The following is a 12,649-nucleotide window of genomic DNA, read 5'->3' on the forward strand; positions in this document are numbered from 1 at the left end:
TTATTCTTTAATTATAGTGCGAGTTTCTGGTTTAAAAAGTCGACTGCGTCGGCCATTGCTACATCAACTTTTTCATTGGTTCGCCGTGATTTGTATTCAAAGGTGCCTTGGTCGATACCTTTGTCTGAAATTACAATCCTATGAGGCACACCCATCAGTTCCATATCGGCAAACATGACGCCAGGTCGTTCTTTCCGATCATCGAAAATAACTTCAATGCCTTGTTCACTGAGTGAGGCGTAAAGTTGTTCCGCCGCTTCTTGTACTCGGTGTGAGCGATGCATGTTCATCGGAACGATGGCAACGGTAAAGGGTGCGATAGCATCTGGCCAAATGATGCCGTAGTCATCGTGGTTTTGTTCAATTGCGGCCGCGACAATACGGCTGACACCTACACCGTAACAACCCATGGCGAGGGTGACGGCTTTACCTTGTTCATTCAGCACATTGGCATTCATAGCTTCGCTGTATTTCGTACCCAGTTGAAAGATATGTCCGACTTCGATGCCGCGTTTTATGGTTAACTTCCCTTTGCCATCCGGTGCGTTATCTCCCTCTACGACATTTCGCAGATCGTAGACTTCGCTGATGGTTGCATCCCGCTCCCAATTAGCTCCGTTGTAATGCTCTCCGGTCGCATTGGCTCCACAGATAAAATCAGCCATAACCGCCGCATCACGATCAACAATGATGGCGAGGTTTAGGTTCACTGGGCCGATATAGCCGGCTTTGCTTGCCGCGATGCTAGTAATTTGTTGCTCGCTGGCTAAGGTAAGAGGTGCCTTAATCAACGGATGTTTTTCGGCTTTGATTTCGTTTAATTGATGGTCACCACGTAAGCAAATAGCAACTAAAGGATGCTCTTCTGTAGCGCCCTCGACCAACAAGGTTTTTAAAATTTGTTGAGCGTCGCAATTAAAGTGTTGAGTCAATTGCTCTACGCTTTCGCAATTCGGCGTCGCTTCTTTTGTAAGCTCACGAGTTGCCGCTGGTCGTTGTATCGTTGGTGCTGCAGCTTCTGCTTTTTCAACATTCGCGGCGTAGTCACTGGCATCACTGAAAGCAATCGCGTCTTCACCAGAGTCAGCCAAAACATGGAATTCATGAGAAGCATTGCCACCAATAGCTCCGGTATCGGCGAGTACCGCACGATACTCTAGCCCTAAGCGGTCGAATATATTGCAATAAGCTTGATACATGCGTTGATAGGTTTCTTCTAGGCTCTGCTCATCAACATGAAACGAGTAAGCATCTTTCATTAAAAACTCGCGTGCTCTCATAACGCCGAAGCGTGGGCGAGTTTCATCTCTAAACTTGGTTTGAATTTGAAAGAAGTTAGCGGGCAATTGCTTGTAAGAACGAATTTCGTCACGAATGATCGCCGTCACCACTTCTTCATGAGTCGGTCCTAAGCAGAATTCGCGGTCATGCCGATCTTTTATGCGGAGTAATTCTGGTCCAAATTGCGCCCAACGGCCTGACTCTTCCCATAGATCCGCAGGCTGTACCATTGGCATCAAAATTTCTTGTGCGCCAGCACGTTCCATTTCTTCACGCACAATACCTTCAACTTTTCGCAACACTTTAAGTCCGGTGGGTAGCCAGCTGTACAGACCTGCAGCTGCGGCAAGTTTTCGAATTAAGCCAGCGCGCAACATAAGTTGGTGACTAGTGAGAACCGCATCTGAAGGCGTTTCTTTTAATGTGGCGACAAGGTATTGTGTGGTGCGCATAAACAATTTCCGAAGTTAATTAGCTTATATAGTTGGCGCTATTCTACCAGTGAAATTCTATTCGCTAAAAGGCGCTTTGTACGGCAATGACTGAAAAAGTCGTATTTTTTATAAAATTACTTTAATTTAATCCGTTGGGTGCGCTCAAGACGCCAAGTTTTCTGCGTTGTGCTTGATTCAGAAAGAAGAATTAACCGTTCTGCTACAGGTCTAGTTTAAAGTGTGAGGTGCCGATTGAACCTGCAAGGAAGTCATTCAGATGTCTAAATTCTCAATTATTAACTTGAATGCCGCCGGGCAAGCGACGCCATCAAACAGTGTCGTGAAAGCCCAATGTGATTATTTACACCAGGAACAAATGATCGGAGGCTACTGGTTTGCAGAGCAGCAGTCTGAGCACTGGCAACAGCTCTACGAGTTGATAGCGCAGCTGTTGAATTGCCAAACGTCGCAAGTATCTTTGCAAGACAGTGCAACTCGAGGCTTACAGTTGAGTTTATTGAGCATCCCATGGCAACAAGGAGATGAAGTGGTGGTGACTCAGCAAGAGTACGGTGCCAATTGGGTACCATTACTGCAGCTGCAACAGCGCTACGACTTAACAATACATTGTCTGGGTAACCGTGATGGAGCGCCCGATTTTAGCCAGCTGAAACAGCTGGTGACAGAGCGAACACGGTTAGTGATGGTGACTTGGGTGGGTTCGCACAACGGAAGTGTTGCTGATCTTGGGGCCATGACGGACCAACTAACCGGATTCGATGGGTATGTGATCATAGACGCTTGCCAAGGCATGAGGCAGAGAGCGTTAGACGTATCACAGGTTCGCTGCGATTTTGTGGTTGCAACCGGGCGAAAGTTTCTTCGTGCGCCACGAGGAACTGGATTTTTGTACACCTCCGATCGCGTGTTAGAAGCTGGTTTATATCCTCTTGTCACTGATCATGTGGCTGCAAACTTGTTGTCTTGTGATCGTTGGTCTCTTCGAAGCGATGCCCGCCGGTTTGAATGTTGGGAAGCGAACTGGGCCAGTCGAATGGGATTAAAAGTCGCTCTCATGGAACTGTTAGCGAACCCCGAGCAGGTTTACCAAACGCTCGCCCAGATTAGTCTCGAGTGTCGAGAGCGGTTGAGTCGAGTTCCGGGAGTAGAATTGCGTGATACGGGTAATGACCTTTCTGCCATTATAACTTTCCAACATCAACACCGATCGGCGGCTCAACTTCACCAATATTTGCGCTCTGAGGGCATTGAAACATCCATTTCGCAAAGTGATGCTGGACCGATGGATTTTGCTCAGCGACAGCTATCGCAGTTGAATCGCGTGTCGCCGCATATTTACACCACCGAGCAGGATATTGATCAATTAATCTCTCGGTTGTCAGATGCTTAAAAAGTCATGGGTTTTGCAATAGTCCATTGTTTAATGGGCTTATGCCAAAACATTAGCAATGGTCAGATGTCGCACCTTGCAATATTCGCGTAGAATTGGCAGGGTGTTGTAGATGTCAATTTGCGGCTTGGTTTGTTTTTTGAGAAAGCGTTTTTGAAAGTGCGTTTATGAACCTTCGTTCATGTAAAGCCTTTGCTTCGAAAGGCTCATATTTTCAATACCCTTCCATATGGTACAGCGAATAAGGTGATGTGAATGTCGAGAATTTAAAGCCTTGGCTTAAGTTCTCTAGAGACTAGCATCTCCCATAACGAGTCATCAGAAAGTGAGCCATAAGAAAGTTGAGATATGATCAATGAGTCATACTAGCAAAATAAACCCTTGATACACTATGCTACTTTAGTGCTAAGTTTAGGGTAATTGAGCGTTTAATAGCGACGAATAAGTCTAGCAGCGCGATTGATTTGAATGACAGTGCTTAGGATCCGACCGAAGAATGGTCGAAAAAAATTTAGTTGAACCGCTTAATGAGAGAGAAAAGCGAATAATGTCCAGTCAGAAACGACCCTTGTATATTCCCTATGCCGGTCCCGTATTATTAGAAACCCCTTTGCTTAATAAAGGGAGTGCTTTTTCAGAATATGAGCGACAAACATTTAATTTGGAAGGTTTACTTCCTCACAATATCGAAACGATCGATGAGCAGTCTGCCCGTTGCTATGAGCAATTAAAGGGGTTCACTCACGATCTCGATAAACATATTTATCTACGCAACATACAAGATACTAATGAAACGCTTTTCTACAAATTGGTCGTTGACCATGTAGAAGAAGTGATGCCTTTGATATATACCCCAACCGTTGGTAAAGCTTGCCAAGATTTTTCAAAAATTTACCGTCGTAAGCGTGGGTTGTTTATCTCTTACCCAGACAAAGACCGAATTGATGATATGTTGCAGAATGCAACCAAGCATAATGTCAAAGTCATCGTGGTGACTGACGGAGAACGAATTTTAGGGCTTGGCGATCAAGGCATTGGTGGAATGGGAATTCCGATTGGTAAATTATCTTTGTACACGGCCTGTGGTGGTATCAGTCCTGCTTATACGCAGCCCATCGTGTTAGATGTTGGCTGCAATAATAAAGAGTTGCTTGAAGATCCAATGTATATGGGATGGCGTCATGAGCGAATTACTGGTGATGAATACTATGAATTTGTCGAACTCTTTATTCAAGCGGTAAAACGTCGATGGCCAGAAGCGCTGTTGCAATTTGAAGACTTTGCGGCAACAAATGCAACGCCGTTACTCGAAAAATATCGTGATGATCTGTGTTGTTTTAACGACGACATACAAGGTACTGCTGCCGTCACCGTTGGCACGTTGTTGGCGGGTTGTAAGCAAATTGGTCAAGATTTGAAAGATCAGCGCATTGTTTTTCTTGGCGCTGGCTCAGCGGGCTGCGGCATTGCCGAGCAAATCATTGCGCAAATGCAACGTGAAGGATTGACTGAGTCTGAAGCTCGAGAGCGTATTTATTTGATCGACAGTCGTGGTTTATTGACCGACGATTTGGACTATTTAAAGTCGTTTCAAAAGCCCGTCGCGCAAAAAGCATCGATTGCAGAAGGCTGGACGCGTAACGAGCATGGGCGAGTGGATTTCTTCAACACAGTAAAGCATGCCAAGCCAACCGTATTGGTAGGTGTGTCAGGGCAACCTAATGTGTTTACTCAAGAAATTGTTCAAATGATGGCTGAGCATTGCGAACGCCCCATTATTTTACCACTGTCTAATCCTACATCTCGTTGCGAAGCTCTACCGGAAGATCTGATCCGTTGGACCGAAGGTAAAGCGATCATTGCCACGGGAAGTCCTTTCCAGCCCGTTCCTTTTAATGGGCAGTCTTATCCGATCGCTCAATGTAATAATGCGTATATTTTTCCGGGGGTAGGGCTTGGCGTTCTTGCAACGAGAGCAAGTCGAGTTACTGATAATATGTTGATGGCATCGAGTGAAGCGCTGGCACAATATTCATTGGAACATGCCAAAGGCGCATTGCTACCACCGTTATCCGATATTCGTGAAGTCAGTTTAGCCATTGCTCATGCGGTCGCTCGACAAGCGATGGAAGATGACGTCGCGATAACTATTTCTGATGAAGCGCTTGCCGAAAAAATTCAGAAGAACTTTTGGACTCCCAATTATCGGCAGTATCGCCGAGTGTCCTTCTAGTTCCTAAGTTTTACTTTCCAGTATCCTCAGGCACTTTTTCTTGCCTGAGGATACTCTTCTAAGTTAAAAACTCGATTCTCGGTTGATCATACGATCTTGTTAGATAAAAGTAATAATGAAAGATAAGAACTTATTTACTGGACAACTTAACGGTTTAGAATGAATTCGTTAAGATTAAGAAAGTCTTGACTGCTGATGTCGAAACTTGCAAACCAAGGAGCGGGAACAAATGTCGATCACCCTGTTGAGTGAAACTGACCAAGTCAAATCGCTTTACCGAAATTTAGTGGTGGTTGATAACTTTTATCCGGATCCGGATGACGTTATTAAGCGAGCGTTAACCATGAATTTTGTTGAGCCAGAAGATGTCAGTGGCTGGCGCACCGAAGCTGGCTTTGTGGTTGATAATTTTTTGAGCTTGGTACAGCAAAAAACCAATCTAACGATTAAACAATTTTCTCTTCCGCGAGGAACGCCACAAGATAATGGCGTGGTGTTTCACACTTTCTCAGCGGGGAAGCGAGTCGACAAACCAAACGTACATTGGGATGAACCCATGAGTCATTGGATCATGATCATTTATTTGTCAAAAAACATTCCACTGGATTGTGGAACCAGCTTTTTTCAGCATAAACGAACACAGCTTACCCGTGTTCCAACGAGCGCAGACGCTAAGCGCCTTGATCAACCACTAATTGATCTGCGCCAGCAATTACTTCGCGATGGTTGTTACAAGCAGCGTTTTGTTGAACTCGCACGAGTCGATTACCGGTTCAACCGAGCGGTCATCTTTCCTGCTCGCTATTTACATGCAGCCACCGAGCATTTTGGACAAAACGTTGAAAATGGTAGGCTTCATCAGGTTTTTTCGTTTTCTGCGATTACCGCTTAGATCTCACTAAGACAGGGTCAAACTGACGCTGTTCACCGACCCATGCATCAATCGAGTGCAAAAGGGATTGTCCTTATCCGTGTTTGTTGACGACCTGTTTCTTTTAGCCGAAGAGCTTATTTTTTAGGTTTTTCTGTTTGAAAAATACTCAATTTAAGTGTTTGGTTTTAAATGAAAACTTCACAAAATTGTGATCTAGGTAATTTGACCACAAAGTAATATTGATCTAGGATGTGGGCTTGTTTTTAAAAAAGGCTTATCCGTTTTCAATGGAAACCTTACGTCGTTTTTGCACTGTATTGGTGGTTTTGGCGAGTCTTGTCAGTCGAGTGACTGTTGCTGAAGACGTATTAACTCCTGCCTCTCAATCCAGCTCTGAGGGTTATTATACTTTGAGATGGGAACATTCAAGTTCAAACTTTCAGCGTTTGGAAGTGTCCAGTGATGCGACCTTTCAAACCATTTCTGTCGAATATCCGGTGTCTGGAATGAAGGGCATCTCGCTGACTGGTTACCAAGACGGTACCTACTTTTTTCGATTGATCGACGATCAACAACAAGCCAGCAACAGTGCAACTGTTGTGGTCAAACATCGATCATTGTCATTGGCAATTATATTGTTTGCTCTTGGTTTCAGTTTGTTTGTCGTATTGATCGGCGTTCTTATTTTCTCATCTCGCCGTCGCGGCCATTAAACTAGGATTACTCATGACCTCTGTTGCTATATCTACAGAATGGGCTCTTACTATTGTTGTTATTTTTGGGCTGCTGTGGGTGTCTTTTGGTTGGTGGTTGGGTAGAAACAACAAAACGCTCGATGATTTTATGCTCGCCGGTCGGAACGTTGGATTTGCATTTGCTTCAGCAACCGCGATGGCCACTTGGATCACCAGTAATACTACGTTGGTAGCGCCTCAATTGACTTATCAGTTTGGGGTGTGGGGGATGATCGGATATTCGTTAGCCGCATTGGGTTTAATTTTATTTGCACCCATGGCAAAACGTATTAAAGCACTGATGCCTCACGGCTACACGTGCGGAGATTTTATTCGCAAGCGCTATGGGTTTTGGGCGTGGATTATTTTTCTTGTGGTGTCGTTGTGTTATGCCTTTGGTTGGTTAGTCAGTTTAGGCATGGCTGGAGGTATTTTATTGTCGGCGCTGAGTGGCTTAGATTATTTTATTGGTATGTCGGCCATTTTAGCCATTTGTGTTGCTTATACATTACTGGGCGGATTAAAGGCAGTGATCGCAACGGACTTTGTGCAAACCATTATTATTTTATGTGGCGTCATTTTAATCGCATACATTGGCATTACCGATATTGGCCTCGATGTTATTTATAACAATGTTGAAGACAAAAGCCCGCAATTATTAAATCTATTGTTTCCTGCAGCAATCATGTTTTTATTTAACAATATATTTTTTGGTATCGGTGAAATTTTCCATTCAAACGTATGGTGGTCGCGAGCCTTTGCGTTCAAAGAAAATATTGGTAAAAAAGCGTTTCTAACTTCGGGGTTACTATGGTTACCGATACCCATCGTTACTGGGTTTGTTGCCATGGCCGCATTTTCTTTAGACGTTTATCCTGAAAGTGCCGATATGATAGGGCCATTGATCGCCGCTCAAATTTTAGGGAAAGTCGGCGCAATCTTTGTGTTTATTGTGGTGTTCTCTGCATTGGCATCCAGTTTAGATTCTTTATTAGCGGCAACCAGTGATTTGATCACAAAAGATATTTATAAAGGACTGATCAACAAGAATGTTTCGAACGATCATCTTTTCCGTTTTAGTAAATACTCCATATTAGTTTTAGGAGTCATTACCTGGCTATTGTGTATTCCCAAAGTAGCCACACTCGGTTCACTGCTTAACTTTACAGGCGCGTTTGTCGCAAGCACTATTTTTCCGATCGTTTTTGGTCTCTATTATCGTCGTTTAAATGGCGTAGCTGCTGCTTTTGCGATGGGCTTAGGGACGCTTTGTGGCCTAATTGCCTATTTTGTTATTGGTTTTTATGTTGCGGCTTTAACCTCTTGCGCTGTTTCTTTATTCATTTGTTTGATTGGTTTAGCTGTGAAAGATCAGCAATACAATTGGCAACAACTCCAAAGTGAGGAGTAATGTCATGTTAATGAGTTATTTTTGGTTTCAAATATTAGTTTATGGTGCGGTCGGTTTAGCCGCACTGGCTCCCATTATTTTAATCGCGTTAGTAATTATCGACTGGCATAAGGAACAGTTATGGTAGAACCCATCTCCAATGAAGAAGTGTGTTTTTCTCGTGAAAAACTGGACGTATATGGTGATGCGCATCCAAAAGCATTGCTAAAAGCGATTCAAGAGGAAGGTGATCACTTAAAGAATTTAGCTGAACAGCACATAGTATCAGCGGACCAATTCACTCGTGACGAGTTGCTACAGTTATTTCGGCTTTCTGCAAAGTACGAGGGCAACCCTGAGCGTTTTAGTTCTCCGCTGAAAGGTAAAATTTTAATCAGTGCATTCTATGAACCTAGTACTCGTACTCGACTATCATTTGAAAGTGCATGGCACCGTTTAGGTGGCGATATTATGTCGATCACCGACCGTTCGACGACAGGAATTGCGAAAGGTGAATCTTTGCAAGATGTCGGCGAAATGTTCAATAACTATGGCGATTGCGTAGTATTGAGAGACAGCAATGAAGAATCGGTTCGATTGATGATGAATAGTTTACGAATTCCCATTATTAATGCGGGAAATGGTACTGATGAGCATCCCACTCAAGCACTGGCCGACTTGTACACCATTTTAAAATGGCGACCTGGTTTGATTTCAGACTGTGAAAATACGCCAAAAATAAAGATGGGCATCGTTGGTATTCCCAACAAAATGAGAACGGTGCGAAGCTTATTAAAGGTGTTGGCTATTTTCCCTGAGTTTTTTGATGAAGTAACGGTGTTTCATGATGGCTCGAATACGCAGGTTTTCGATGAAGGGCAGATTGAGCATCTTCAAAATAAAGGGCTTAACGTCTCAGTCAGTACCGAACTCTACGATAAATTGCCTGAGCTAGATATTGTTTATATCAATGCCATTGCTTGGGTCGGAAATACGTTTGAATCTTTTGGTGATAAGTTTGTATTGGACAGTAATGCTCCTCTGAAAAAAGACGCCATTATCATGCATCCGTTAGCGCGCGGAGAAGAGTTGTCGACGGAGTTAGATACGACCAGTCACAACTGGTATTTCTCGCAAGCGCGAGGAGCGGTATTTTTACGTATGGCACTGTTAACTTGCATGTGTCAGCGAACCGAACGCGTGATGGATATCGTGTAAAGCGTCAGCCAATCAGACAACCAAATAGTTATCAGACTGTTAGAAACAGGAGAAGAATATGTGTGGAATTGCTGGTGTTTTTCATCGCGATCCGAGTCGTCCTATTGATCCTCAACTTTTAGTAAACATGGCTGCCATTCAATATCATCGAGGTCCCGATGGTTTTGGTTACAAAGTGCTTTCTGAGCGCGGAGTAGGATTTAGCCACGCGCGCTTATCTATTATTGACTTGAACGAATCTCGCGGTCGTCAACCTTTTCAGACCGATGATCAGCGTCTGTTACTGACTAAAAATGGTGAGCTGTATGATTATCAGCGAATTCGAGCTCAGCTAACCGCAGATGGTGCGCAGTTTAAAACAAAATCAGATTCAGAAATTATTTTGCACTTGTTTCCTCGATACGGTTTGGAAAAAACATTAGAGCAGCTGCGTGGTGAGTTTGCTTTTGCCATGTATGACAATGAAGAAGACGCGCTCTACTTGGTTCGAGATCGGTTTGGTATTAAGCCGCTGTATTGGACTCAGACTCAAAACGGAGTGGTGTTTGGCTCCGAGCTGAAAGTCCTGTTTGCCCATCCAGAAGTAGAGCGAGAAATCGATGAAGAAGGACTCTTCCACCAACTCATTCAAGTGATGGTTCCCGGATCTACCGCATTCAAAGGGATTCATCAGGTTAAACCGGGGCATGTCGTTAAAGTTAAACGAACGCGCTCGGGGTTAAAAATAGAGGAACATAAATACTGGGATATTAGCTTCCCTCAAGCGGATGATCATGACATTAATCCCGATGAAAACTATTACATTGAAGCTGTGCGCGAGCAGCTTTTGGAAGCCGTGCAGCATCGACTGACGGCCGATGTTCCGGTGGGCGCTTACTTATCGGGTGGCATTGATTCGTGTTCGATTCTGGGTTTGTCGCAAGCGGTCAGTCAAGATCCCGTTAAAGCGTTTACGATTGGATTCGACGATAAAGAATACGATGAAACCCCTATTGCGAAAGAGATGGCCGATAAAGTCGGTGCTGATCAACATGTGCTAAGTTTGTCTGCTGAACATTTGTATGAAAATTTTGAACGCACGATATGGCACACCGAGCGGACCATTTACAACACCTTGGGTGTTGCAAAATTATTGATGAGTCAAGAAGTGAACTCGGTCAACTACAAGGTGGTTTTGACGGGCGAGGGCTCAGATGAATTGTTTGCGGGTTATCCTTCGTTTAGAAACGATATGTTTCTGTATGGTTTGTCTGATCTCGATACTCAGCAACGAAAAATTTGGAAGTCATCGCTTGAACAAAATAATGCGTTGTTTAAAGGTGCTATGTTGCCTCGAGAAGAGTACAACTCGAAAGCTATTTCGAGTTTTGTTGGCTTTACGCCGACGTGTTTGCAGCCTTGGTTACACTGCGACACTATTGCGGAATCTCTATTGACGGCTGACCGCCGAGAGCGGCTCAAGGATTACGATCCCGGAGCGGCAATTGCAGATACCTTCGATTTATCGATGTTGCAAGGTCGTCATCCGCTCGATAAAGCCCAGTATGTCTGGATTAAAACCATGCTCGAAGGTCAAATTTTGACTTGGGGTGGTGACCGAGTCGATATGGCAAACTCAATGGAAGCGCGTCCTGCTTTTCTCGATCATCATCTGGCGGAGTTTGCGACTCGTGTTCCACCGCAATTACGAATCAAAGGTCCGGTTGAAAAGTATGTGTTGAAAGAGGCGATGAAAGGGCTTCTTCCGGAAACCTTATATAAACGACAAAAATTTGCCTTTATGGCTCCGCCTGCACACCGTGATCAACAAAAGTGGGCCGCTTTGATGAAGCTAGTCGAAGAATTTGCTACGCCGCAGCAAATCGAGGGGGCCGGGCTTCTTGATGCGCAAGCGGTTGCTCAGATGATTAAGACGCAAGGCGACAGTCAATCTGAACACCATGATCGCGTGCAAATGGACGCGGTGATTAATCATGTCATTGGCGTGCAAATTATGCATCAGAAGTTTGTCGCTACCGACATACCCAAACAGGCCGCTAAGCAAGCTGAGCAGCTGGGTTGGGCCGCTTAAGGGGTGCGCTAAAGTGAAGATTCGCGTAGAAAACTTATCGGATCGAGTCACCGGGGAAATACTGAAGGATGCTTTCTCGGATTTCGGCGAGGTTACCCATGTCGAAGTCCAAGAGGAGCAGAATAATAAGATAGGAATCCTCAAGATGCGCTATAATCAAGATGCAAAGGCTGCCATCAATATCATTAATGGTAGCCCATTGGAGGGGAACCTAGTTAAAGTCTTCCCCATTTATGAAAAGCGACGCCCGAAACGATCACGGAGTAAGCGGTAACTTGTGAGTGACAATAAAGCGAATTTAGCGACTGAATCTGAAGTTCGATCGCAACCTCAAGAATGGCAGTGGATCACCTTTAAACTTGAAGGTACTCGATACTGTCATCCGATAGCCGATATTGAAGAAATCTTTCATTTTACTGAGCCTACTCCGGTTCCTGGTGCCCCACATGGCATCATGGGAATACTGAATATTCGTGGCAGCATCGCGACCATTTACTCCGGACGATTGTTATTTGATTTAGCAAACTCCGAACCGCAGAAAGACTGGCGAATAATTACTTTGTCTTTTGATGATAATTTTATTGGCATAACTGTCGATAGTGTTGAAGAAATCATCCACTTCGATCCCGAAGAGGTCGAACGTACAACGGATGTAACTGACCAGAAATCATTGGTGAAAGGCACTATTTATGCAAATGAACGTCTTTATTCGGTTTTGGATTTCTATCGTCTGGTGGAGAACCATTAGGAAAAAATTATGTTATTAACACTGGCTCGTTTATTTAAATTTAAGCTGAGTGGAAAAGTAGACTGGTTTAACCGAAAAAAAGGGTTTGGCTTTATTAAGTTAAGTGATAAACACAGTATATTTGTTCATTCTTCAAACATCGAAACCAATGGCTACCATTACTTGAAACCGAATCAGGCCGTTGCATTTAAGGTCAGTAAAACTGACCGAGGCGTGCAAGCAGTTGCCGTGCAAGTCGAAAAAAAGTCATCATAA

General features: G+C 44.1%; 12 protein-coding genes. 11 read left to right on the forward strand and 1 reads right to left on the reverse strand.

All coding sequences use genetic code 11. The features are described 5' to 3' along the window. Positions 1-11: 11 nt before the first annotated feature. Positions 12-1,733: a proline--tRNA ligase gene (locus tag Q9312_RS16805; protein WP_309202013.1), complete on the reverse strand. Its 1,722-nt coding sequence runs from the start codon at positions 1,731-1,733 to the stop codon at positions 12-14. Between the two features lie 259 nt (positions 1,734-1,992). On the opposite strand from Q9312_RS16805, the gene Q9312_RS16810 reads away from it, so the two are divergent. The 11 genes from Q9312_RS16810 to Q9312_RS16855 all read left to right on the forward strand — a co-directional run bounded on the left by Q9312_RS16810 (position 1,993) and on the right by Q9312_RS16855 (position 12,649). Further along, positions 1,993-3,126, forward strand: a complete 1,134-nt coding sequence (locus tag Q9312_RS16810; protein WP_309202014.1) for an aminotransferase class V-fold PLP-dependent enzyme — start codon at positions 1,993-1,995, stop codon at positions 3,124-3,126. A gap of 496 nt (positions 3,127-3,622) precedes the next feature. Further along, positions 3,623-5,359 carry an NAD-dependent malic enzyme gene (locus Q9312_RS16815; protein WP_309202015.1) on the forward strand — a complete coding sequence of 579 codons (1,737 nt, stop codon included), beginning with the start codon at positions 3,623-3,625 and terminating at the stop codon, positions 5,357-5,359. 229 nt (positions 5,360-5,588) lie between these two features. Continuing rightward, the gene (locus Q9312_RS16820; RefSeq protein WP_309202016.1) at positions 5,589-6,251 is read left to right on the forward strand and encodes a DUF6445 family protein; all 663 of its coding nucleotides are present in this window, start codon (positions 5,589-5,591) and stop codon (positions 6,249-6,251) included. Positions 6,252-6,490: 239 nt separating this feature from the next. Beyond that, entirely contained in the window at positions 6,491-6,946 is a 456-nt protein-coding gene (locus tag Q9312_RS16825) for a hypothetical protein (RefSeq protein WP_309202017.1), read from the forward strand. Positions 6,947-6,959: 13 nt separating this feature from the next. Further along, positions 6,960-8,378, forward strand: a complete 1,419-nt coding sequence (locus Q9312_RS16830) for a sodium:solute symporter family protein (protein WP_309202018.1) — start codon at positions 6,960-6,962, stop codon at positions 8,376-8,378. A gap of 4 nt (positions 8,379-8,382) precedes the next feature. Next, the gene (locus Q9312_RS16835) at positions 8,383-8,505 is read left to right on the forward strand and encodes a hypothetical protein (protein WP_309202019.1); all 123 of its coding nucleotides are present in this window, start codon (positions 8,383-8,385) and stop codon (positions 8,503-8,505) included. Further along, complete coding sequence (locus Q9312_RS16840) at positions 8,499-9,575, forward strand: aspartate/ornithine carbamoyltransferase family protein (protein ID WP_309202020.1); 1,077 nt, start codon at positions 8,499-8,501, stop codon at positions 9,573-9,575. The genes Q9312_RS16835 and Q9312_RS16840 overlap by 7 nt, the downstream gene beginning before the upstream one ends. A 58-nt stretch (positions 9,576-9,633) precedes the next feature. Beyond that, positions 9,634-11,646, forward strand: a complete 2,013-nt coding sequence (asnB, locus tag Q9312_RS16845) for an asparagine synthase (glutamine-hydrolyzing) (protein ID WP_309202021.1) — start codon at positions 9,634-9,636, stop codon at positions 11,644-11,646. Beyond that, positions 11,549-11,920 carry an RNA recognition motif domain-containing protein gene (locus Q9312_RS19460; protein WP_353961544.1) on the forward strand — a complete coding sequence of 124 codons (372 nt, stop codon included), beginning with the start codon at positions 11,549-11,551 and terminating at the stop codon, positions 11,918-11,920. Before asnB ends, Q9312_RS19460 begins: the two co-directional genes overlap by 98 nt. A 3-nt stretch (positions 11,921-11,923) precedes the next feature. Next, positions 11,924-12,394 carry a chemotaxis protein CheW gene (locus tag Q9312_RS16850; protein ID WP_309202022.1) on the forward strand — a complete coding sequence of 157 codons (471 nt, stop codon included), beginning with the start codon at positions 11,924-11,926 and terminating at the stop codon, positions 12,392-12,394. Positions 12,395-12,403: 9 nt separating this feature from the next. Continuing rightward, entirely contained in the window at positions 12,404-12,649 is a 246-nt protein-coding gene (locus Q9312_RS16855) for a cold-shock protein (protein ID WP_309202023.1), read from the forward strand.

Origin of the sequence: Pleionea litopenaei (assembly GCF_031198435.1) — a bacterium.
Classification (GTDB): Bacteria; Pseudomonadota; Gammaproteobacteria; order Enterobacterales; family Kangiellaceae; genus Pleionea; species Pleionea litopenaei.

Excerpts from the sequence above, each read along its gene's own strand:
- Q9312_RS19460 (WP_353961544.1), top strand. The coding sequence starts at position 11,549 with ATGTCATTGGCGTGCAAATTATGCATCAGAAGTTTGTCGCTACCGACA.
- Q9312_RS16830 (WP_309202018.1), top strand. The coding sequence starts at position 6,960 with ATGACCTCTGTTGCTATATCTACAGAATGGGCTCTTACTATTGTTGTT.
- Q9312_RS16815 (WP_309202015.1), top strand. The coding sequence starts at position 3,623 with ATGGTCGAAAAAAATTTAGTTGAACCGCTTAATGAGAGAGAAAAGCGA.
- Q9312_RS16805 (WP_309202013.1), bottom strand. The coding sequence starts at position 1,733 with ATGCGCACCACACAATACCTTGTCGCCACATTAAAAGAAACGCCTTCA.
- Q9312_RS16820 (WP_309202016.1), top strand. The coding sequence starts at position 5,589 with ATGTCGATCACCCTGTTGAGTGAAACTGACCAAGTCAAATCGCTTTAC.
- Q9312_RS16810 (WP_309202014.1), top strand. The coding sequence starts at position 1,993 with ATGTCTAAATTCTCAATTATTAACTTGAATGCCGCCGGGCAAGCGACG.
- Q9312_RS16835 (WP_309202019.1), top strand. The coding sequence starts at position 8,383 with ATGTTAATGAGTTATTTTTGGTTTCAAATATTAGTTTATGGTGCGGTC.
- Q9312_RS16855 (WP_309202023.1), top strand. The coding sequence starts at position 12,404 with ATGTTATTAACACTGGCTCGTTTATTTAAATTTAAGCTGAGTGGAAAA.
- Q9312_RS16840 (WP_309202020.1), top strand. The coding sequence starts at position 8,499 with ATGGTAGAACCCATCTCCAATGAAGAAGTGTGTTTTTCTCGTGAAAAA.
- asnB (WP_309202021.1), top strand. The coding sequence starts at position 9,634 with ATGTGTGGAATTGCTGGTGTTTTTCATCGCGATCCGAGTCGTCCTATT.